The organism is Pseudotenacibaculum haliotis, from assembly GCF_042684245.1.
Taxonomy (GTDB): Bacteria; Bacteroidota; Bacteroidia; order Flavobacteriales; family Flavobacteriaceae; genus Polaribacter; species Polaribacter haliotis_A.
This window is the reverse complement of record NZ_JBHULH010000001.1, coordinates 143,841-167,064: the sequence shown is the minus strand read 5'-3', so window position 1 is coordinate 167,064 and position 23,224 is coordinate 143,841. Positions and strand designations below refer to the sequence as shown.

23 protein-coding genes are annotated in these 23,224 nt (G+C 34.5%); 11 read left to right on the top strand and 12 right to left on the bottom strand.

The features are described 5' to 3' along the window. Positions 1-120 precede the first annotated feature (120 nt). Together ACFSRZ_RS00815 and ACFSRZ_RS00810 are read left to right on the top strand one after the other, a co-directional pair. Positions 121-366 carry a helix-turn-helix domain-containing protein gene (locus ACFSRZ_RS00815; RefSeq protein WP_379664613.1) on the top strand — a complete coding sequence of 82 codons (246 nt, stop codon included), beginning with the start codon at positions 121-123 and terminating at the stop codon, positions 364-366. A gap of 125 nt (positions 367-491) precedes the next feature. Beyond that, a complete protein-coding gene (locus tag ACFSRZ_RS00810; RefSeq protein WP_379664612.1) occupies positions 492-1,820 on the top strand; it encodes a C1q-like domain-containing protein in 1,329 nt (442 codons plus the stop codon). 67 nt (positions 1,821-1,887) lie between these two features. Here the strand turns inward: ACFSRZ_RS00810 and ACFSRZ_RS00805 are convergent, their stop codons facing one another. Further along, positions 1,888-2,277 (bottom strand): helix-turn-helix domain-containing protein, encoded by a 390-nt coding sequence (locus ACFSRZ_RS00805; RefSeq protein WP_379664611.1) that lies wholly within the window; start codon positions 2,275-2,277, stop codon positions 1,888-1,890. A 122-nt stretch (positions 2,278-2,399) separates the two neighbouring features. On the opposite strand from ACFSRZ_RS00805, the gene ACFSRZ_RS00800 reads away from it, so the two are divergent. From ACFSRZ_RS00800 to ACFSRZ_RS00760, 9 genes are all read left to right on the top strand, one after another. Beyond that, entirely contained in the window at positions 2,400-3,926 is a 1,527-nt protein-coding gene (locus ACFSRZ_RS00800; protein WP_379664610.1) for a hypothetical protein, read from the top strand. A gap of 141 nt (positions 3,927-4,067) precedes the next feature. Then, positions 4,068-5,030, top strand: a complete 963-nt coding sequence (locus tag ACFSRZ_RS00795) for a tyrosine-type recombinase/integrase (RefSeq protein WP_379664609.1) — start codon at positions 4,068-4,070, stop codon at positions 5,028-5,030. Next, positions 5,017-5,898: a tyrosine-type recombinase/integrase gene (locus ACFSRZ_RS00790; protein ID WP_379664608.1), complete on the top strand. Its 882-nt coding sequence runs from the start codon at positions 5,017-5,019 to the stop codon at positions 5,896-5,898. The genes ACFSRZ_RS00795 and ACFSRZ_RS00790 overlap by 14 nt, the downstream gene beginning before the upstream one ends. A gap of 95 nt (positions 5,899-5,993) precedes the next feature. Continuing rightward, positions 5,994-7,664 (top strand): GmrSD restriction endonuclease domain-containing protein, encoded by a 1,671-nt coding sequence (locus ACFSRZ_RS00785; RefSeq protein WP_379664607.1) that lies wholly within the window; start codon positions 5,994-5,996, stop codon positions 7,662-7,664. A gap of 72 nt (positions 7,665-7,736) precedes the next feature. Then, entirely contained in the window at positions 7,737-10,751 is a 3,015-nt protein-coding gene (locus ACFSRZ_RS00780) for an Eco57I restriction-modification methylase domain-containing protein (protein WP_379664606.1), read from the top strand. Further along, on the top strand, positions 10,738-12,351 hold the full coding sequence (locus tag ACFSRZ_RS00775) for an Eco57I restriction-modification methylase domain-containing protein (protein ID WP_379664605.1): 1,614 nt from the start codon (positions 10,738-10,740) through the stop codon (positions 12,349-12,351). The genes ACFSRZ_RS00780 and ACFSRZ_RS00775 overlap by 14 nt, the downstream gene beginning before the upstream one ends. A gap of 231 nt (positions 12,352-12,582) precedes the next feature. Continuing rightward, complete coding sequence (locus ACFSRZ_RS00770) at positions 12,583-13,620, top strand: RHS repeat domain-containing protein (protein ID WP_379664604.1); 1,038 nt, start codon at positions 12,583-12,585, stop codon at positions 13,618-13,620. A 2-nt stretch (positions 13,621-13,622) separates the two neighbouring features. Next, a complete protein-coding gene (locus ACFSRZ_RS00765; RefSeq protein WP_379664603.1) occupies positions 13,623-14,327 on the top strand; it encodes a hypothetical protein in 705 nt (234 codons plus the stop codon). 247 nt (positions 14,328-14,574) lie between these two features. Continuing rightward, positions 14,575-14,913: a hypothetical protein gene (locus tag ACFSRZ_RS00760; protein WP_379664602.1), complete on the top strand. Its 339-nt coding sequence runs from the start codon at positions 14,575-14,577 to the stop codon at positions 14,911-14,913. 355 nt (positions 14,914-15,268) lie between these two features. On the opposite strand, the gene ACFSRZ_RS00755 is transcribed toward ACFSRZ_RS00760, so the two are convergent. The 11 genes from ACFSRZ_RS00755 to ACFSRZ_RS00705 form a co-directional block, all read right to left on the bottom strand. Continuing rightward, positions 15,269-15,718, bottom strand: coding sequence for an RDD family protein (locus tag ACFSRZ_RS00755; RefSeq protein WP_379664601.1), 450 nt, complete (start codon positions 15,716-15,718; stop codon positions 15,269-15,271). 4 nt (positions 15,719-15,722) lie between these two features. Next, positions 15,723-16,859: a serine hydrolase domain-containing protein gene (locus tag ACFSRZ_RS00750; RefSeq protein WP_379664600.1), complete on the bottom strand. Its 1,137-nt coding sequence runs from the start codon at positions 16,857-16,859 to the stop codon at positions 15,723-15,725. A gap of 60 nt (positions 16,860-16,919) precedes the next feature. Continuing rightward, complete coding sequence (locus tag ACFSRZ_RS00745; RefSeq protein ID WP_379664599.1) at positions 16,920-17,159, bottom strand: hexameric tyrosine-coordinated heme protein; 240 nt, start codon at positions 17,157-17,159, stop codon at positions 16,920-16,922. Between the two features lie 70 nt (positions 17,160-17,229). Continuing rightward, positions 17,230-17,853 carry a Crp/Fnr family transcriptional regulator gene (locus ACFSRZ_RS00740; RefSeq protein ID WP_379664598.1) on the bottom strand — a complete coding sequence of 208 codons (624 nt, stop codon included), beginning with the start codon at positions 17,851-17,853 and terminating at the stop codon, positions 17,230-17,232. A gap of 62 nt (positions 17,854-17,915) precedes the next feature. Beyond that, positions 17,916-19,163 carry a paraquat-inducible protein A gene (locus ACFSRZ_RS00735; protein WP_379664597.1) on the bottom strand — a complete coding sequence of 416 codons (1,248 nt, stop codon included), beginning with the start codon at positions 19,161-19,163 and terminating at the stop codon, positions 17,916-17,918. Between the two features lie 54 nt (positions 19,164-19,217). After that, a complete protein-coding gene (locus ACFSRZ_RS00730) occupies positions 19,218-20,033 on the bottom strand; it encodes a mechanosensitive ion channel family protein (RefSeq protein ID WP_379664596.1) in 816 nt (271 codons plus the stop codon). Between the two features lie 8 nt (positions 20,034-20,041). Then, a complete protein-coding gene (locus ACFSRZ_RS00725) occupies positions 20,042-20,368 on the bottom strand; it encodes a hypothetical protein (protein ID WP_379664595.1) in 327 nt (108 codons plus the stop codon). Next, positions 20,368-20,889 carry a nuclear transport factor 2 family protein gene (locus ACFSRZ_RS00720; protein ID WP_379664594.1) on the bottom strand — a complete coding sequence of 174 codons (522 nt, stop codon included), beginning with the start codon at positions 20,887-20,889 and terminating at the stop codon, positions 20,368-20,370. Before ACFSRZ_RS00720 ends, ACFSRZ_RS00725 begins: the two co-directional genes overlap by 1 nt. Before the next feature lie 48 nt (positions 20,890-20,937). Next, positions 20,938-22,023, bottom strand: a complete 1,086-nt coding sequence (locus ACFSRZ_RS00715) for a glycosyltransferase family 4 protein (RefSeq protein WP_379664593.1) — start codon at positions 22,021-22,023, stop codon at positions 20,938-20,940. Then, a complete protein-coding gene (gene mazG, locus ACFSRZ_RS00710) occupies positions 22,023-22,802 on the bottom strand; it encodes a nucleoside triphosphate pyrophosphohydrolase (RefSeq protein ID WP_379664592.1) in 780 nt (259 codons plus the stop codon). The genes ACFSRZ_RS00715 and mazG overlap by 1 nt, the downstream gene beginning before the upstream one ends. After that, positions 22,803-23,222 (bottom strand): DUF5606 family protein, encoded by a 420-nt coding sequence (locus ACFSRZ_RS00705; protein ID WP_379664591.1) that lies wholly within the window; start codon positions 23,220-23,222, stop codon positions 22,803-22,805. It lies immediately after the preceding gene. Positions 23,223-23,224 lie beyond the last annotated feature (2 nt).

Genomic DNA, 23,224 nt, shown 5'->3' with positions numbered 1-23,224 from the left:
AATGCTTGATTTTTAGGTTAATAAGATCAAACATAAGAAAAAAATGTTTATAAATGATGTAATTTAATTGAGGTAATATAAAAGTTATTGAACTCTCATCTTTGTTTTAAACCCATTATTATGGCAAAACAGATAAAAAAGGATGAGAAAAAGCTGGATTCAAGAATTGTTCTAATAGCTAAAGAATTAGAGAGGATAAGGAAGGAAAGAGGCTATACCAGTTATGAGAACTTTGCTATCGAACATGGCATTTCACGAATGCAGTATTGGAGAATGGAAAAAGGAACAAACTTCCAATTTGAAAGCTTGCTTAAAATATTGGATGCACACCAGATAAGTCTTTCAGAATTTTTTAAAAGTTTTTGATGCAGATAACCGCATTTTTCAATGCGGTTTTACACTTCTCTTATTGTTTGATTATGAGTATTTTAGAGAGATTTTTAGAGGCGTTGATTATTGGGAATTAAATGCCTGAAACTCTATAAAACTCTATGAAAGAATTAGAAAGACTATCAAAACAAGCTTTAAAAAGAGAACTAGATAAAGGGTTTAAACCCTTAAATGAGCAGACTATTTGCTGTATGCCTGAATCGATTGAAAATGAAAAGGCACAATATATTAGTAGGTCATCAATTAATTTAATCGATTACATTCCTTCTAAAGATGATCCTATAACTTTTATTTGTGTGAATTTACATGTCTTTCAAGATTCAACAGGGCAAAAAAATTATAATGAATCTCATATAAAGGGATTTAGAGAGATCTTCGATTGGATAAATGCATCCTATCAAAATATATACGAACCAAACTATATAGGTGTATGTAATTCAAAACCAGTTTTAGAACAAAAAATAGATACACGAATTAGATTTGTTTTGAATAGGATTGAGTTTTATCAGGATGATGCTTTATGTAATCTAGGGGCTTGGGATTATACTCCTTTAGTAAATGCAATGCTTCAAAGAGATGCATCAATGAATTCACAATTGAATATCTTTTTGACAGATCCTGACAATCCTCAACCTGCCCTAGGATATACCCGATTTCCAAGCTCAAACTTATCATTTAAACAATATATTCATTCTTTTAGAAATCGGCTAAACCCAATACCTCCTTATTTTTTATCCCAACATTGGGCTCATGAACTAGGGCATGTTCTAGGGTTAACTCATACCTATAATGGAGGTGGGGCTTCACCGATTTGTGATGAAAATGATCCTTTTTATATCTATGATATACATGGATGCAGCCCCACAAAGCAATGCCCCATTCCTAAACCTTCTCTAAACAATAATAACCTAATGGGAGGTCAGGAGTCATGGACTATCACAACACTTCAAGCTGCAGTTATGCATTACAGTCTTCAAAATCTAAGTGTAGGTCAATATGCTAATAAAGGGTGTTGCTTTAAATGTGTAGCTTTTAGCGGTCAAGGAGATAATCATGTTTCATTTGGAACTGATAAACTTCTTAATTACCCAAATACAATATCTAATGAAGGGTGGAGTTGGAACGGATCAGAATTTATTACTCCAGTTGATGGTATTTATAATTTTTCTATTTCATTTGTTAAAGATACTTTCTATCATGGAGGTACTCAAGATGATGTACATATTATACTTTTTAAAAATGAATTATCTATTGGTCATGCTTGGAGTGGAGAAGGAAGTGGAAGGAGAAGTACTGGGAGTTTTCAGGTAAATATTAAACTCAAAAGAGGAGACAAGGTATTTACCCAAATTCATAGTGATTCTAAAAAGAAAAGACATGTTGCCTATTATGTTTTTAATGGGCATTTAATTTGTTCGAATTGTATTTGATATTATGTGAATTTTTTAGTCATCCATTTTAAAAAATAGAATGAAGAAAAAGGATTTGAATAGTTATCTATTTTTTACGTATTCTATCTAATTCTTTCAATCTCTTTTTCATTTGCACCTGTTGCGATTTTTCCAGTTGATCTTTCTCAACAACGGTGTCAATCATAATATTGACGACCTCTTGGTTGTACTCCGATAAGCCACTGAGCATTTCAACCTTATCCAACAAAGACTTATCCTTAACTTCACGAGACTTGAAGAGCTCTATGACTGGAACCTCTAGTGCCTCTGCAATCTTTTCAAGGCTTCCCAAGTTGGGAACCACCTCCATGTTCTCTATACGAGAATAGGTACTTGCCAGGAGTCCCGTCTTTTTCTCTATATCCTTCTGATATATCTTTTTCTCCTTTCTAATGGCTTTTAAATTCTGAGAGATGATTTGCTGTGTTTCAGTCATAATATCGTCTTAATTCACTTCAAAAGTAGGTCAAATAACTTAAAAATACAATTAAACACAAAAACATTTTATTATTTGTGTTTAAAAGCATATATTTGAATAAAATATGTGCTTCAAAAAATATGAGTCAATTTGATACTTCCAATAAACACCACTTTCTGTTCCAAACCGAGGAGCTTGAATTCCACATTTTAGGTGGTCTGGGAGCATACAGTTTGGATAGGTTGAAGGTAACGCTAAAGGTAAACAGGTGCGAAGATGAGTTCAATGCCATCCGTCATAACCTAGACCTATATAACCACAATGGGGTTGAAAAGTTTGTTAGGAGAATTGCCGAATACTTGGAAATCTCCACAGGGATTATAAGACGAAGCCTCCAAGAGCTCATCCACCTATTAGAGAACTATCGCATTGAGGTTTTGGATAAAGCTGAGGAAAAGGAAGCAGAAGAATACCTATTGGAGAAAAAAGAGCGTAGGTCGGCAATGGACTTTCTAAAGGCGAAACACCTGCTTAGAAACACCAATAGGTACATCGGGCAAAGCGGAGTGATTGGAGAAGAAACCAACCGATTGCTCATGTATCTCATCTTTACCTCTCGCAAGATGGAGAACCCGCTTCACTGTGTGAGCTTTGGAAGTAGCGGTTCAGGGAAGACTCATTTACAGAGTAAGGTTGCCGAACTCATCCCCGAAGAAGAGAGGCTCAGCCTCACTAGCTTATCAAGCAATAGCTTTTACTACTTCAAGAAGAATGAGCTTAAAAACAAGCTGGTACTCATTGAAGATTTAGATGGAGCCGATGATGTTCTGTATCCACTTCGAGAATTGCAAACCAAGAAGCGTATCTCAAAGTCGGTAGTTCAGAAATCACTCGGCGGACAGGGTAAGACCACCAACCTCGTAGTTGAGGGCCCTGTCTCGGTAGCAGGATGTACCACCAAGGAAAGCTTGTATGAGGACAACTCAAACAGGAGCTTTCTGCTCTACATAGATGAAAGCGAGGAGCAAGACGAACGTATCATGAATTACCAGCGAAAGATGTCGGCGGGGAAGGTTAACTACCAAGAGGAAATAGACGCTCAAACATTGCTTAAGAATGTACAGAGGCTTTTAACTTCAGTTACCGTTCGCAATCCGTTTGCTGAATACCTAACGCTTCCAAAGTCAGTCTTTAAACCACGAAGAACAAACGCTCACTACTTACAGTTCATCGAAGCGGTGACGTTCTACCACCAGCACCAACGTGAGTCGAAGTTCGACACCCAGACTGGTGAGGAGTATATAGAAACAACACTTGATGATATTAAAATGGCTAACGATCTGATTAAAGGCACCCTCCTTAGAAAATCAGATTCCCTTAACGGAGCCACACGAAATTACCTTGAGAGGCTCAAAGCCTACTTAGGGATGAAAAAGAGAGAGATGTTCACCAACAGTGAAATCCGTAAGAATTTAAGAATTGCCGAAAGCTCATTAAGGCGATACCACAATTTGCTTGTGCAAGAAGGGTATCTCAAAAAGCAGGAGACGCCAGTAGGCAGTTCTTTTTCTTATGTAATTGTCGATGTAGATGAGTTTGGTGATTTAGAAAAGAGCATCAACAAGGCATTAGATGTATGTCTTGAGAGTTTATTGATAGAAAAATAGTACCTGCCAGAGCGGGCTCCGCTCCGCCAGGGTCGCCATAGGGTCGCCATTGCAAAAATGGCGAGGATAACAACCTGATAATCAAAGAGTGGTGAGAGACTCGCCATAAAAATAGAAAAGTAAAAGGCTGGTAAGTTAAAAATGAAGAAATTACCAATACATAGCGAGACATTTCAGACTCTTTTGGAGTCCTATAAGTCATGGCTTGAAGTATTGGGATACGCTGAGTCTACGGTATACAATCTTCCGAACCACCTGCGTGAGTTCTTCTACTACTTAGAGAAAAAAGGACAGCGAGACATTAGTCTTATTACCAACCACACGATCAAAGATTACTACAAGCACCTATCAGGTAGAACCAATGCTCGAAGAGGCGGTGGACTGAGTAAGGCTTTTTTGAACAAGCATCAACAGGCACTCAAACTCTTTCAAACGTACTTGAAGGAACACAATGTGAAGAGGAGATTTGGAGTACACCTTAAAGGAGAAAAGATTGAACAGCAGAGAATCAAGAATGTACTTACGCAATCTGAAATCAAAGAGCTTTTCAATGCTTGTGATTATTCTCACATGCAGGAGCACTTCCGCCAAAGGGATAGAACTATACTTGCTCTACTCTATAGTTGTGGTCTCAGAAGAAACGAAGCAGTACACGTAAATTGCTCTGACATCCTTTTTGAAAAAGGACGTGTGTATGTTCGCAAAGGGAAGAACTACAAGGAGCGATTCGTTCCTATCAACACCCACAATCTGCAAATAATTGAGGAGTATATGTATGACGGACGACTAGACTTTTTACGAAACAAGGAAACCGATTCACTCCTCGTTTCTCATCAAGGAAAACGTATGGGAGATAAAACCATCGCTCTAAGGCTAGAAGCGATTATTGAGTCCGCAGATAACGAAACGATAAAGGAAAAGGGAATAACGCTTCATACGCTCAGACACAGTATTGCTACCCACCTACTTCAGAATAAAGTGCCGATGAAATCCATTAGTAAGTTTCTTGGTCACTCATCATTAGAATCAACACAAATATATACCCACTTGGCAATGCCAAGCGATAAGTTAGAAAAGTCAGGCGAGTATTATGGAGTTTCGTGAATACTTACATAGACAAGGCTACGCCAAGAGCACGGTTGAAACCTACGCTCGTAACAAAAATTTCTTTGTTCGTTGGTGCGACCAGAAGGGTTACAAGCCTTTTGAAATGGAATACAAGGATTGCCTCGAGTATGTAAAGAAACTACGCAGAGAAAAGCCCACAAAGAGCACCGTGAGGCATATTGTCGGGTCACTAAAGATTTACTTTAACTACCTCGTAGAAATCGAACACCGTTTCGATAATCCCGTTCAGAGTATCAATATCCGAGGCGTAAGCCGAACACTCAATCATAACCTCTTGGAGTTTGATGAACTTGAGGATTTATACTACAGCTATAGGACTGAAAACTTAGCATCCTTTGACGATGTATCGGTGGCGATTCGCAACAAGGTGATTGTTGGACTTATGGTCTACCAAGGGTTAAGTACCACAACGCTTAGAGCTCTCCAGTATGAACATATACAATTAGAGAAGGGAAGAATTTACGTTCCGAGTACCAGAAACTCAAACAGCAGAGTTTTAGAGCTGAAACCACAGCAGATGATTCCTATTATTCAATATTTAGAAAAGCACCGAGAATTGCTACAGGACAAACTACACAACTACTCTAATGATTTGTTTCTCTGTAACACTGAGAAGCTCGCTCTTATCAGTCGAGTTTTTACCAAGCTCAAGAAAACGAACCACAAGGTGACTAACAACAAACAGCTTAGGGCTTCTGTCATCTCCCATTGGCTAAAGAGCATTAACATTAGGGAGGTACAGTACATGGCAGGACATCGTTACATTTCTTCCACAGAACGATATCTGCAAGATGATCTTGAGAGTCTTCATGATTTGATTGAGAATTTACATCCTATTTCGTGATCTGAAGTTTTCGTATTAATTAAGTAGCCAAAAATTATTGTCCTTAAATCAATATTACCTAGCTTTATGGGATATTTAATTTTTTAAATTCTGCTATGGCTATAATAGAAAATGGAGATAAAAAGTATTCTACTCTTTTAAATGAAATCGAAACAGGGCAAATAAAAATTCCTCAATTCCAGCGTCAATTTGTTTGGGGTTTAGCTTCTTCGGCAAAGTTAATCGACAGTATTCTTAAAGGGTATCCGATAGGTACATTTATATATTGGAGAACCAATGAGAGATTGCGAGCAATTCGAGATATTGGGAATATAAAGCTACCTGAACCTAAAGAGGGAGAATTTGTTAATTATGTATTAGATGGTCAACAAAGAATCACATCACTTTTTGCAGCCCTGAGAGGAGAAACAATCATTCGTGATAATGGGAAGCATGAAGATTTTTCCTCAATTTATATTGATCTTGACGCACAAAAAGACGAAGACATAGTTGTGGTAGAAGTAGTAGGGAAAAAGCCTTTCACCTATGTAAAACTGACAGATCTAATGAACCAAGGAAGAAGGTTTTTTAATGACTTTCCTGAAAAGTATGATGACACAATTGATAATTACAGGGAGATATTACAGTCGTATCAGTTCAAAGGAATTAATCTCAAGCAGGCTGAAATAGATATAGCAACAGAGGTATTTACAAGACTTAATGTAGGAGGTAGAGATTTAACATTGTTTGAAATAATGGTCGCAAAAACATACGACCCTCAACGTGAGTTTGACCTATCAGAAAAATTTGATGAATTAAGAGTCGAACTATCCCAATCGAAATATGACACAATTTCCGCATCTAGCATATTACAACTCACATCTCTTTTGCTAGAAAGAGAGTGCAAAAGAAAGACGATTTTAAAACTAGAGAAACAGAAATTTATTGATACTTGGTTTGAGGTAGTTGAATGTGTAAAAAGTGCAGTAGATTTCTTTAGGAGTTATGGAATACCTGTGTCAAAACTACTCCCATACAATGCTCTTATTGTTCCTTTTGGATATTTTTTCTACCACCACCCAAATAACCCAACAGGGAAAAAACTACAACTTCTTGAAGACTTCTTTTGGAGAGTATCTTTAGGATTTCGTTATTCATCTGCCGTAGAAGGGAAACTTGTTCAAGATATTGATAAGATAGATCAAATCTTGAGAGAAGAACAACCACGTTACGAGTGGAGTATTAATACAACACCTGATTTTATAAAGAATAACGGTTATTTTAGTACAGGAAAGTCACTTACCAAAGCAATACTGTGTTTGTATACAATTTTTAAACCAAAGTCTTTCGATAACCATTTAGATGTAAATATTGATAACAGTTGGTTAAAAATTGCTACCTCAAAAAATTATCATCACTTTTTCCCAAAGTCTTACATGAGAAAAAACAAGCCAGAAGTGGAGTATTGGCTCTATAATCACATAGTTAATATTACAATTGTCGATGGCTATCTTAATAAGAATAAAATACGTGCCAAAGCTCCATCTCAATATATGAGTGAATTTTCAAATTGTAATATAAACTTAAAAGACACTATGAAAACGCATTTGATTGATGATTTAGAAACCTATGGAATTCTGGAAAATGACTATGATCTTTTTTTTAATTCTCGATTGAATAAAATTTCTAAGGAATTAACAGCAAGAATTATTCCCCAAGAATCGGATAGTATTGAGTTAATTACGTATGAAGACATAGAAATTCAAGATGAAGGGAGAAGCTCTTAGGAATAGATTAAAAAATGAATTAATCAAAATACTCTACCTTTGATTAATTACCTTATAAGGTAAAATAAATATATGTCTGGAGAAGTCATCGGATACAAAATGAAGCTAGAAAAACTTAAAGAACTAATTAAGAAATATGAGTCTAATAGGGATACATATCTAACTAATGCATATAATGAAACTCAACTACGAACAGATTTTTTAGATCCGTTGTTCAATTTACTAGGATGGGATATTGTAAATAATCAGGGAAAACCAACCAACGAGAGGGAAGTACTTGTTGAAGAAAGTCTTAAAACGGGAGTTTTATTAAATACTAAGAAACCAGACTATACGTTTAGATTATTTTCTCAAAGGAAGTTTTTCCTTGAAGCAAAAAAGCCTAGTGTTAAAATAGATTCTGATAATGATCCTGCCAAACAGATTAGGCGTTATGGTTTTACAGCTAAACTAAAAATATCGGTTCTCTCCAATTTTGAGTACTTAGCTATCTATGATTGTTCAAGGAAAGTTGATGAAACTGACGATGTCAATTACTCGAGAATAAAGTTATATCATTACTCTGAATACCTTGATTACTTTGAAGATATCAATAAAGAGCTAGGAAAAGATTCTGTTTACGATGGTACGTTTGATGAGCATTGGAGTGACATAGAAGATCAAATTAGATTATCTAGCGTAGACGATTTATTTCTAACACAAATAAATGACTGGAGGTTAATTCTCGGTAATACTATTTATCAACATAACCGAAACCTCGATAGCACAACCTTGAATGATATCGTTCAGAGTTATATTAATAGTATTATTTTTCTTAGGGTTTGCGAGGATCGGAATATAGAGCAGTACAAAACACTTCTCAACTTTGCTGACAATAAAGATTTCTCGGCCTTATTGGAGAAATTTGTTGATGCAGATACAAAGTTTAATGCAGGTCTTTTTAATCAGCCCTACAATCAAGAAATCATCAACAACAGTCATTCTGCCTTTTGGGAGGTAATACATCAACTCTATTACCCCGAAAGTACATTCTCTTTTTCTGTTTTTGCATCTGATATTTTAGGCAATATTTATGAAATTTTTCTAGCCGAAAGACTTGAGATTACAGAAGAGGGAATAATATTAACGAAAAAGCCTGAGCATTTAGATAGAGATATAGTTACCACTCCTACCCACATAATACAAGATATACTGCGACAAACCGTACTTGAATTTTGCAGGGACAAAACAGATCAAGAAATCTTAAATGGCTCATTTGCAGATATTGCATGTGGTTCGGGAGCATTTTTACTAGAAACATATCAACTACTCCATGATACTTTAGTTGACTATTATTTAGAAAATAATCCAGAGAACATAATTCCTAACGGAGTTAATAGCTATAAACTTAAGTTTGAAATTAAGACTTCAATACTTGTTAATTGTATTTATGGGGTGGACAAAGACTTCAATGCGGTTGAAGCCTGTAAATTCGGACTTCTACTTAAGTTGCTTGAAGGAGAAACCAATGACTCTATCCCTAGTCCTGCACTTCCTAATATTGATGCTAATATTAACTATGGAAATAGTTTGATTGATTTTAAAGTCATCACCAATCAGAGTGTTGAGTCAATAAATCCATTTGATTTCGAAGATAAGAAGTTTGATGTCATCGTCGGAAACCCTCCATATATGGCAACTGAACACATGAGGCAATTAATTCCTTTAGAATATCCCATTTACTCAAAAGAATATTACTCCGCTTTTAAACAATATGATAAATACTTCTTGTTCATTGAAAGAGGATTAAATCTTTTGACTGAAAATGGTTACCTAGGTTATATCGTTCCTAGCAAATTGACCAAGGTTGGTGCCGCAAAAAGACTAAGAGAGATGCTCGTAGAAAAAGGTGCATTAAGTAAAATATTTTCATTCGGAGCGAATCAAATCTTTAAAAATAAAACTACCTATACTTGTTTATTAATTTTAAGAGGGAGTTCTCAAACAAATCTGGAGTATACTGAGGTTGATTCTCTTAAAGATTGGGAAGTCAGAAATTATGATTCATCAATTCCTGATAGCGTTAGTCTTGATGAGTTAGATAATGAGAGGTGGGTTTTGGTACCTGGTCACTTAAAGGGTATCTACTTGGAAATTTTATCCAAATCTTCTCCCTTAGAAAACATTGTGGGTTCAGATAATATTTACAATGGGATTCAAACAAGTGCAAATAGTATTTACATTCACAGAGCTTTAAAAGAAGATGAAGACTTTATTTATTTCCTCAAAGATGGTGTTGAATGGAAAATAGAAAGAGCATTAACAAAACCATATTTCAAAACTGTTGGCTCAAGTAATAGTTTAAACACCTATCGCCCTTTTGAACCGAACTCATTTGTTATTTATCCGTATTACAAATCAGGTGACTCGATTGAATTTATAGATATTGAAACTCTGCAAGAGTTTTATCCATATTTATATGAATATCTTAATTCATATAAATATGTGCTCAGTAATCCAAAAAGAGATGTCAAGCCTACCCCTCAGACAGAAAATGAATGGTACAGATATGGAAGGCATCAAAGTCTCGATAAATGTGATGTTCCAGCCAAGATAATAGTTGGTGTATTATCTCAAGGTGATAAATATGCTATAGACTATCATGGAACCCTCATTTCTTCTGGAGGAACAGCAGGGTATTGCATGATCACATTACCCGATGATTCAAAATATTCGATTTATTACATTCAGGCTATTCTTAATTCAAAATATTCTGAATGGTTCTCAGGTCTGTATGGAGAAGTTTTTCGAGGAGGATATATTGCAAGAGGGACAAAGGTTTTGAAAAAACTTCCAATTAGAATAATTAACTTTGAAAAAGAAAATGAAAGGTTAATGCATGATCAGATTGCTGATCTTCAAAGAAGACTTATTACTCTTCAGGGTCAGATAGATCAGAATGCAGGGAATAGAAGAGCATTAGCCCCATTTGTTAGTCACTTTAGGAATCATAAAACAAGATTAGATAACCTTTTAAGAGAGTTGTATGGTTTAGGTGAAAGAGATAATTTAGTACCGTTGATTTCAGAAATATATGCAGCTAATTAAAAACGCATCAAAAGAAAAATTAAGAGGTGGATTTTACACGCCAGAAGCGATTGCTTCGTTTATTTTGAGGTGGGCATTTAATGGGAAAAAAGACTTAGATATATTAGAGCCTAGCTGTGGAGATGGAGTCTTTCTTGAAGAAATTCAGAACGGAAACTATCGATACAATTCTGTAACCGCTATTGAATACGATAAGGAAGAAGCCAATAAGGCGAGGAAGATTAAATTGAGTAAATCGCGAATTGTTAATTCCGACTTTCATAAGTACTGTCTAGGAACCAAGAAAAAGTTTGATTTAATTGTCGGCAACCCTCCTTACATCCGTTATCAGTATTTTGAAAAGGAACAACAAAAGTTTGCTTCTGAGATTTTTGATAGGGCAAACCTCAAGTATAACAAATTGACTAATGCCTGGGTTTCATTTGTAGTGGGTTCCTCTTTACTTTTAAAAGATAAGGGGAAGATAGGCTTTGTACTGCCTGCTGAAATCCTTCAAGTATCCTACGCTCAAACTCTGCGAGAGTTTCTGTCAAAATTCTACAACAAGATAAATATAGTTTCATTTGAAAAATTAGTATTTCCGGATATTCAACAAGAAGTTGTTCTTTTGCTATGTGAGAAAAATGAATCAGATGAACATCTAATCGAGCATCTTGAATTGAAAGATGCCAGTGCATTAGCAAAACTTGATGTAGAAAAATTAAAGAGTCCTAAAAAGAAAATTGATTTTAAATCTAATAAATGGACATTTTATTTTTTAAGTCAAAAAGAAATTAATTTCCTTGAAAAGCTTCAGCGAAAGAAGATTGTTCCTAAGTTAGGTGAGTTTGCAAAGGTAGAAGTAGGTATCACTACTGGTTCTAATCCGTTCTTTACAGTACCTCTATCTACGGTTCAACGATATAATCTTGAAAAATATGCAAAACCAATGGTGGGTAGAAGTGTTCAGGTACCAAGTACTATTTTTACCAAAAAAGATTGGAAACAGAATAAAAATTCAGAAGCACGATCACATCTTCTTACTTTCCCATTGATGCAGGATTTAAATGGTTCGATTGGAGCTAGAGATTATATAGCTTGGGGAGTAGAACAAAAAATAAATGAAGGTTATAAATGTCGCATCAGAGAGGAGTGGCAAGTAATCCCCTCATTAAGAGTTTCAGATGCATTGTTTATAAGAAGAAACAATATCTACCCTAAATTAATTATCAACCAAGCTAAAGCTTATACTACCGACACCATGCATAGGGTCTCTATTAAGCCTGACGTCAATATAGAAGCCTTAACTGCTAGTTACTATAATTCTCTTTCCTTAGCTTTTTCTGAAATATGCGGGAGGAGTCATGGTGGTGGAGTTCTCGAACTCATGCCAAATGAAGTTGAAGAAATTCTATTACCGTACAACTCTACCAATCAAGAACTATTGCCTCTCATCGACGCCATGATCAGAAATAAAAAAGATATTTCTGAAATTTTAAAGATCACAAATGAAAAAATACTTAAGAATAACTTAGGCTTTTCAGATAATGAAATCAACATGGCACATAGCATTTGGAAAAAACTTTCTCAAAGAAGATTAAATAGAGGTCGAAAAGGTTAATCATATTTTGCTTTATAAAAAAGAAAACCCACTCAAGATTGAGTGGGAAAAATTGCTATGAAAAAGAAAGAGATGTTTCCATCTCTATTTCAAAGGTAATGTTTTTTCAAGTTACATTTAAGTTAAAAATTAGGTCTAGGGAATTATTTTCTGTAGCTTTGGATTGCTATGGGATGTTTCCGATTACATATTGAAAGTGAACCTGTTTTAAGGGTGGCATACTCCAAAAAAATGGAAAAGCCCTTAAAAAAGACGGTACACTATTATCCATTTGGTTTAAAGCATAAAGGGTATAATAACGTGATTTCTTCGAATGGGAATTCCGTGGCGCAGAAGTTTAAGTACAATAGTATCGAATTTGAAGAAGCTTTAGGGTTGAATCTCTATGAAATGGAGATACGAAATTATGATCCAGCCTTAGCTAGATGGATTTCTATTGACCCCGTAACACATCATACTACATCCACGTACAATGCATTTGATAACAATCCTATTTTTTGGGCTGACCCTAGTGGGGCTGACTCTTTTTCTTTCATAATGGATATTTTTGGTAGATCTTCAAATGGAGAAAAGTGGACTAACAATAATGATGGAACTTTTTCAAGTAATAAGAATCAAAAAACTAAATGTAAAGACTGTAAATATGAAATTTTTAATGCATTTTTTATAGGAGATAAACTTAAAATTACACACCCTACAAAAGATAATACAGCAAATGATATTATAGGTTATGGGTTTGATCCTAAGGATCAGCAAGAATTATATTTTAGTGAACTTATAAACGCTATAAAAGATCTTAAAAGTGATGATGCTAAGGAAAAGTTATTAAAAAAACTAGGAGTTGGAGCATCAAAAGTTAAAGGACTTCTTAATTTACTTAAAAAATCAGGTTCAATATCACCTTTATCTTTTATTATTGCTACAGCTGGTGCTACTAGTGAGAATGGAAGCTTAGCTAATTTGCCTATTTTTGGATTTTTTATAGATATGTTAGATGACCCTATAGAACAAACATTAAGAGAAACTGACTATATAGTTACATGGGATAATGCAAGGAATAGTTTGGATTCTTTACTAGGTATAGAAGATTTTAATAATGTTGTTATAGTTTATTCAAATGAATTACTTACATCTACAAATTCTATTAGTGAAAGTAATACTAATGTTATTGATTCTCCTCATGCTACTAAAAAATGGAAATATGCTAATGTTGCTACTCAATTGGGTAATAACATCTATATATTGAAAACTTATGAAATAAAAGATTAAAAATGAGAAAAGTAATTTTTATACTATTATTAGCTTTTATAGCTTGTAATAAAAGTAACGAACAAAAAGAAAAAAAACTTGTTAAACAGAAAAAAGAACTAACAAGAATAGACACAATTATTTTCAATAATTCTCAAATAAAAGAATATCATTTCTGGAATAAAGGTAAATTAGATAGTATACAAAAATTTATAAGAGGGAATTATCAAGGAAAAGGATTAGTCAAAGATAATTTTGTAACATTTTACAAAAAAGATGGAAATAAACAATATGAAGGCTTTCTCAAGGAAGGGAAATTAAATGGACTAGTATATTATTATAATAATAAAGGAGAAATCTCTGGAACTATTAATTACAATAATGGAGTTAGAAGCGGTATAGCTATGGTGTTCTCAAAAGATACTAAAATACCAAATACAATTGCAGCCTACAAGAACGATAACCTTAAAGATGGATTGACTTTAAAATTCAATAATGAGGGAAGATTGAATTATTTATCTGAAACTTTTCAAAATAACAGTCACACGCAAAACCTAAGTTTTTATGATAATGGAGTTATTAAAAAAATTAGTTCTCGGAAATATGATAGTATCAAAGGTTATCAGTTAGATGGATGGTCAGTTTTTTTTGATGAAAGAGGAAAGATAAAAACAAAAGTTTTATATTCTGATGGAAAAATCTTAGAAGAACAAAAAGTAGAAAAATAATTATTCAGGGATACTAATTACAATTTTAGTACCTCCGCTCCCGCACAGCTTGTCCCGTATTTACGGGAAATGCTTGCACTGAGCTTGCCGAAGTGTTTCGTGTGGTAAAGTAGAAGGCATGTAGAATAAATAAAAACTACGTTAAGAAATTAGCGTAGTTTTTTATTTTTATTGGAACGCGAGGGCGCACCAGCTAAGGGCAATTAAACAATTTGGTTTTATAAGAAAGATGTTAAATAATTAAAAAATGGGAAAAATTAAATGTAAAAACCATGGTGAAAGTTTTATAATATTGGTGAGCAATAAGTTACGAGAATACTTGTTAAATAATGAAAAAACACAAGTAACTAAATTAATTTTTAAGATTAATAACCTTTCTGATTTTATATATTTTTTCGCTGAAGTTGAAGATATAGAGAAATTTAAGAATGTAAAAGAGTTTGAAGAATTTGAAAGAATTCATTCTGAATTACCTCTAGAATCACCTTATTGTGAGAACTGTTTTTTTGAATACAAAAAAACATATGAAATTAACTTGAAAGATGTAGTAATCGAATTAGACTACTCCGATGGCGTGGATTTGTAATCCCTGCTCCTGCACAGCTTGTCTCGTATTTACGGGAAATGCTTGTACTGAGCTTGCCGAAGTGTTTCGTGTGGTAAAGTAGAGATATGTATATAGAGTTAAATAAAAACTAAGTTAAGAGATTAGCGTAGTTTTTTTATTTTACGAGAAATGTAACCGTAACACATTGTAAGCCGAGATATGGTTTTTAAAAAAGGTACTTTCATAAATAGATTTCCCGTAAACGGATAAATATATTTACGAAAGTGTTATAAGAAAAGATACAGTTAAAAAACGGCTTCCAAAGAGTTACTTGTTTTTGTACTTTTATAAAAGCATTCGTGTATCCTACTAGGGGTATTTATAAGTATAGAAATTAATTTTCCAAATCAGCTTTTCTAATGACAATAGTTTTGGCCCAAATATCACCAACTCTTTGGTGTTTATCAGAATTACTGATAGTAACGATACCAACAATACCAAAGAAGAACATGTCAACTGGATCTAAAAGGTGCCTTTTCAAAGATTGGGAAAATGTAACCCGATTACCCCAGTAGTCATGTGTGTTCTCATCAATCGATAGAGGCTTTAATCCAACCAAAAGATTGCCAACTGTAGCGCCAAAAAGTTGTTCGGAGCCTATTGTTATTATACCCCAAAATACTACAGGAGCAAATGCAGATATACCTGTCAAATGATAACCCCCATCTTCATTAGGCTCACCAAAATTAATGGCGTAATAAAAAAGAAATCCACAAATAAGTAGGTAATCTAAAAAACCAGCAACAATTCGATCTCCTAAATAAGGTTTAGTTTCTATTTCCATAGGTTCAATCTCTTTTCAAAGTCTCATGAACCAAACCAACTAAAGAAGGCAAACTTCTCATTATAGACAGCTTATTTCTATCAGAAGTATTCAACTGATAACAAATAGCAAATTTACCATCGGCACTGTAGATCATGTTGGTAATATATCCGGGCATATAACCACTGTGTCCATAAGTTTTACCGTTAGGCGTTTCTCTAATATGAACACCCAAGCCCCATGTTCCGCCTAATCTTCCTGCATCAACACCTTTAAAATATTCGTTCAGTAGTTTAGGATCAAACATCTTTCCTTCATAGATTTTCTTACCCAAAACTACCAAATCATGAGTCGTGATGACGAGTCCGCCACCGGCCCATTCAAATTGTAGATTGTAATTGCTCTTCCCGTTGCTGTCAAACTGCAATCCGGGGAAAAAAGGATCATTAGCTCCGTTATACCCTTGAGCAATATTTTTATAACTTCTTTTGGTTTGAGGTACCACATTTTTCAATCCGGCTTTGTTCAGTACTCTAGTTTGAACAAGATCATAAATAGAACTACCGGTAACTTTTTCAATAAGCATACACAGAATAATGTAATTGGTATCTGAATATGCAAAATTGGTTCCTACTTCAAACTCAGGTTTGGCATCAAAAATATAAGACAACAACTCTTTGGGCTTCCAAACTTTATCAGCATCCTTTAGAACATCTTTTTGGAAATCGGGACTAAAAACATACCTGGGAATTCCCGTTTGATGTTGCATTAAGTTTCGTACCGTTAATGTCTTGGCATTGGGAATTCTAGAAAACCATTGGTATTGGTTCATTTTAGGAAAGATAGGATCGTCAAGAGTTAGTTTGCCTTCTTCAATCAACTGCAAAGCAACCACAGAATAAAAAACTTTCCCTGTGCTACCTCCCAACATCTTTGTGGTAGCAGACATGGGAGTTTTTTTCTCAACATCAGCAAAACCTCTGGTAAACGTTTTAGATGCTCCATTTGGAAGAACTACAGAAAAAGACAAGCCGGGAGCCTGCGATGTTTTCCAGATCTCATCTAATTTTTGATCTATAGCTTTAAATACTTGGCTATTGTTTTGAGCAACAAATGTTATTGTTGAGAGTAAACAAAAAATTGTAAAGAATAATTTTCTCATAAGAGCAAGAAATAAAATTATTCTTTAAAGATAAACGATTATAGAAAACAGTTTTGTTAATTATTTCCAATAATCATTTGCTTTGGCAATGGTTGCAAATTCCGTAGCTACTACCTGACCAATGGCAATTAACATAGATGCATCTTCTGCATAAGTAGGGCGTAAGCGGTCTCTTACCTCAGCATCTGGCTGTGTCATTTTTATAATCAAACGAGCCATTTTTACAGCCAATTGTCTTCCTTCTTCTGGCGTATTTGTTAGTAATGAATTGTTGGGAATTAATGTGATAGATTCTGACATATTTGTACTGTTTTGTTTTACAATACAAGATTAGATGATGCAACAATTAAAAACAGTGACTTAGGTCACATTACAACAATTTTATTTTTCTCCCTATCTGTTCTACCTTTTTATCGAGATTCATTTTCTTTAACAATCTAGAGATCACTTCTCTGGAAGTTCCTAAATCATCAGCAATATGTTGATGAGAGATAGATAAGGTTACTGAATTCTCAATAGTGGTCTTGTTTTTTAGATAAGAGAACAAACGATCTTCAAGATTGTAGCACATAATTTGTTTGGTAGTATGCAAAAGATCTTCGTAATGACGTTGATAGTTTTGCAGCAACAAATTGCTAAACGACGGATATTTTTTAATCCACCGAGTTGCCAAATCTATGGGTAATAATAAAAGTTCGCTTTGAATTTCAGTAATCGCAGAAAACTCAATAGGTTTTTCATTAAAAATATGAGCAAAACTAAAAATACACGTTTCTCCCGAAGTAATATGGTACAAAAGAAATTGATTGTCTTCCTCTATACTAAACACTTTGATGCTTCCTTTAATTACAATAGGGAGGAAACGAACAAATTGTCCTTGCTTTACAACATAACTTTGTGCTGAAAAATCTTTTATTTCAGAACTCTCGTAGATCTCTTTTAAAAGATCTTTCTCCAGATTAGGCAAACATTGATTGATGGCAGTTTGAGACACAGAATTTAGTAATGGTGAATGCAACAACTAAATTATGTGATTTTATTTACGGAACAAACTGATTATTTCAACTTCTCTACTTTTTGGGAGATAAAAATACTCATTAGAACAAAAGCTGTAAAGGCATAGAATCCAAATAACAATCCGGAATTGTTTGTGGTTAAAATAGCCGTTGACTTTGTAAGTGTTTGCATCTGATTTAACTGCTCAGTAATCAATCCGTCAAACCCTAAATAGGCCATAAACAATGCAATAACAAATACATCTGCCATAGACCATTTTCCGGTTTTGAATGTTAAGAATCGAATGATCTTATTGTTCTTGAGTTTGTCACTAAACACATATCCAAGAGAAGAAATTAATTTAGAAACCGGGAAGAGAACACTAAATAGCAATACCAAAATTCCCACAAAAAGAAGATCATATCGGTTTTGAGAGATCATTAGATCTACAACCTCCATAATACTCTTACTCTTATAGAATAGTACTTGGTCTTTAAACTGAATGGTTTCGCCTAAGAAAGGAAAGTTCAATTCTTCTATTCTTGCATCAATAGCGATCATAGGTAAGAAAATTCCCAGAGAAAGTAGAAATATACTATATAAAGTAAACAAAAGGAATTCTACTTTGGTTTTTGCTTTTAAGAAGATCAATAAGACCATAGAAGCTAAGAACATGGCTAAAAGAGCATAATTGTACATGTTCTTGTTAGAATTATTCTCGTCTATTTTTGTTTTGATGATTTGAATGGCATCCGCTTTATCGGTAGCTTCGTACTTACTGATGATATTGTTCATAGCTGTATAATCAGTAGCTAAGAAAGTGTCTTTTGTATAAGCATCTAGCTGATCTTCCAAGTATTTTTGAAGGAGCTCTCTACTGCCTCCTTTGGTAAGGAAATTATAAATTTCGTCTGTAAAAACAGGAATATCTTTTCGTACCTGATCAAAGATGCCGGCAAAGGAAGAAATACTTCTTTTGAGCAAACTGGTAATTCCGCCGCCTTTGTTTTCTTCGTTGTAACGTTTTTCGAAGTTATCGATGGCTTTTCCTAAGAAAGCTGCAATCTCTTTTTTTACTTCCTCTTCATCTGTGTTTTCCAGATTAAAATCATCCATCTTTTTGGCGATAAGTCCGGCAAAGACCTGTTTCCATTCATCAACATTAAACAGGCCATATTTTATGTCTTCAAGTTCTACCAGATGATCATGATAGGCTTGATTTTGTTTTTCTTGTTGATAGATTTTGTATCCGAAAAAGGAAGAAACTCCTAAAAGTGCAGTTAAAAAAATTAGTCTTAAAGCTTTCATGGTTTTTTTGTTTACTTAGCTTTAAGACTAATTTATAAGAATTTTGTTACTTACCTAGTCGTTTTTATGTAAATGTACATCCATTTGTGGATAAGGAATATTCAATCCTTCATTATCAAAAGTATTGTACACTTTTTCATTCATTTCAAAGAAAACGTCCCAGTAGTCTTCAGATTTCACCCAAGCTCTTACGGCAAAGTTTACAGAACTGTCTGCCAATTCGGCAACACCAATAAACAAAGCGGGGTCTTTTAAGATTCTAGCATCTTCATTTGCTAATCGTTGAATGACATCGCGAGCGGTTTTTACACTATCTCCGTAGCCAATTCCAAACGTCCAATCCACTCTTCGTAACGGCTCAATGGAATAGTTTGTTAATGAAGAAGTAGACAAGCCACCATTTGGAATGATGATAGTTTTGTTGTCTGGAGTAGTTAAAATAGTATTGAAGATCTGAATTTCTTTTACTGTTCCTGTATGACCTTGTGCATCAATAAAATCTCCTACACGGAAAGGTTTGAATAGTAAGATCATAACTCCGCCTGCAAAATTTTGTAACGTCCCGGACAAAGCCATTCCAACTGCCAAACCGGCCGCACCCAAAATAGCAATAAAAGAAGTCATTTGAATGCCTACCATTCCTAATACACTAATGATAAGCATAATGCGCAATAGAATGCCAAATATGCTTCTTAAAAAGGGTTTTAAAGACTCATCAATGTTTCGTTTGTTAAGAATTTTGGTAAAGCTCTTCATGATGATCTTGATCACCCATGATCCGATAATCAAAACAAGAATTGCTCCTAGTAATCTTGGTCCATATTCAATGGCCATGTTGGTAATCTTCTCTAAGATTTTGTCTGTATCCATACGATTGGTTATTTAGGTTTTAAAGTATTTACATAGCTATGACCCCTTTTCAAATAAAAAGTCACTATTTTTTTATTAGTTTTTAGCAAAGATTCCGGAACTAACACATAATCACGCATGGTAGCTCCGTGAGATTTGAACAGACCCGATTCCGGAAACTCTTCAATAAACTTTTTTTGATCTTCTTTAGATAGTCGGATTCCCAACTCACCATCTTTGTTTAATAATGAAAACATATACCCGTTGGAAGAAGTGTAGGGCATGGTTTTTCCTTTTCTTTCCAGCTGCGCATCAGCAGCTATTTCATCAAAGAGTTGTAAGTGCTGTTCCCACATTAGTTTTCATTTTCGGGCATACTTTGCCAAATTACATTCATAATCTTCCATTGCCCGTTGTATTTCCCCAAGTGGAAATAATCAATTCCCCATTCTGCTGTTAGTTTTGCAGAAGCTGTTTTAGAATTGATGTCATAGATCGTAATTTTTTTCGGAGAATTTTCATTAGCTCTAGAACCATCTTTGTTCCAACGAGCTGCCAATCGTACCAATTGATCATGAGTCATAGGAAGATTGTCCATATAAGCACTATCTTTTTTGTTGTACCAGTATCCAATTTTACGTAAGGTAGTATCTACACTTTTTTGAATACGGGTAGAATCTACTTCATAAATACCTTCAACATAATCTAAGATTGCAGATTTAACTGCCTTGTGATCTTGGTCATTCCAAGCTTTATGCTCTTTGTGTTTTTTATCATTGTCGTGCTTTTCACCATGATCACCTTCTCCTTTACAAGAAGAAATTGTAAGTGCTGCAACGAGACAAAATGTACTAAATAGGAAAGCTGATTTTCTCATAATAATTCGTTTAGTTTGTCTAAAGTTAGCAATTAAATTGAGAAAAACTTACTGATTTAGAAGGTCTTGGTAAAGATTTAACGTAGCTTTTACAGTATCGTTTATGTGATATACAGAACGAATCCTTTCTTGTGCATTGTTTCCCATTTGAGTTCGTAAGGCATCATCATTTGCCAATTTTGAGATGGCGCCAGCTATTGCTTTCGAATCTTTTTTAGGGACTACAATACCGGAATTTTCATCAATTAATTCAGTACATCCACCGGCATCAGTCATTACAATAGGTTTTCCAACAGACATGGCTTCGCTTATAGCTCTTCCAAAACCTTCTTCTAACGAAGTTTGCGTGTAAATATCGGTGCTTTTTAGAATGGAAACCACATCATCTCTTCGTCCTAATAAATGAATTTGATCTTTGATAGGACTTTTTTCTTTCATAGCTTCAAAAGATGCTTGTTGTGTTCTTTCTCCAATGAGGATATAATGAACTTTTTTATCTGTTTTTAGATGATAAGAAGACTCTAAGAAATATTTGGTTCCTTTTATTTTTCTATGGTTTCCAACCAAGGTAACCACAATAGCATCTTGCGGAATTCCAAATTCCGATAAGTCTTTGGGTGAGAAATCTACAAACCAGTCGGGGTTATATCCTTTGTATATCTTAACGGCCTTTTCTTTATTACTTCCAAAGAGTTGGTTTCTGACATGATTGTACACAAACTGACTATTGCAAATAATGGCATCTATATTAGAGTTCAAATAAGTAAGATAAGAGCTAGGATCGTACCAATGCAAACTTGCAGACCCAAAGTAGATGACCGATTTGATATTTGTTTTCCTCAATACAGGAATTGCATTTCGAGATGATGTGCCATCTACAAAATGCACCAAATCTATTTGATACTCTTTTACAAGTTGTTTAAAATCTTCTGTATACTTCTTGTCAATAGACTTTTTTGGAAAAACTTTTTTGTATTGAATGGTAAGATCTTTGAGATAATGCTCAACTTCTTCAGAAAAATTTCCCGTCAAAAGAACATTCACCCCTTTTTCCTGTAACCCAACAGCCAATTCAATTTGGGCCTGTTGAGAAACATAAGGCTCATTTCCTTTAATGACAAAAAGTACATTCATTATTGATGTATTTTCTTTGCTTCATCCCAAAAAACATCCATTTCTGCCAATGACATATCAGCCAGTTTCTTTCCGTTCTCCTGAGCTGCTTTTTCTAAATATTGGAATCGTTGGATGAATTTCTTGTTTGTTCTTTCTAAAGCATTTTCTGGGTTTACCTTGATAAAACGGGCATAGTTGACCATAGAAAATAGTACATCTCCAAATTCTGAAGCAATGCGTTCTTGATTTCCTTTTTTGATCTCATCATTCAGTTCAGAAAGTTCTTCCTGTACCTTTTCCCATACCTGATGAGGTTCTTCCCAATCAAACCCAACTCCCGAAACTTTATCTTGAATACGGTTGGCTTTTACCATGGCAGGTAAACTTTTGGGAACTCCTTCTAAAACAGACTTTTTACCTTCTTTTAGTTTGAGTTTTTCCCAATTTTGTTTTACCTGTTCTTCATTTTCAACTTCAACATCTCCGTAGATATGAGGATGCCTGTCAATCAATTTCTCAGAAATAGAATTGGCAACATCTGCAATATCAAATGCTTTTTTCTCAGAACCTATTTTCGCGTAGAAAATAATATGCAATAAGAGATCGCCAAGTTCTTTTTTGATCTCTTCCAGGTCGTTATCTAAGATAGCATCAGCAAGCTCATAAGTCTCTTCAATAGTCAGATGACGTAAAGATTCTAAGGTTTGTTTTTTATCCCAAGGACATTTCTCTCTGAGATCGTCCATGATATCAAGCAAACGATTAAAGGCTTCTAGCTGCTGTGCTCTTGAGTTCATTTATACTTCCTCTGTATTTTCCTGCTCAGATTCGATTGTAGAAAAATCCAATCCGGCTTTTACCAGAATATTATACCATTGAATCACTTTCTTGATGTTAGAAGTGTACACACGTTCATCATCATAATCAGGTAAAACCTCAGCAAAATATGCTGCTAATTTATTTCCACTTTCTTTGTGACTCAAAGCTTCTTTACCTTCTTCTTTTTCGAAGATAGCTTTAAAAACAGTTAATAAAGGAACTTCTTCTTCATAGGTATAAATAGCAATATTCTCTAACAAACTAACATTGTTGGTAGAAGCAATAGGAAAACGCTTCTTTTCAGTTAAAGACTCAACTATGAATCCTGTTTTGGTTTGTGATACTGCTGAATACAATCCCGGTTTTCCGGATATTGCGATAACTTTACTAAACTCCATGT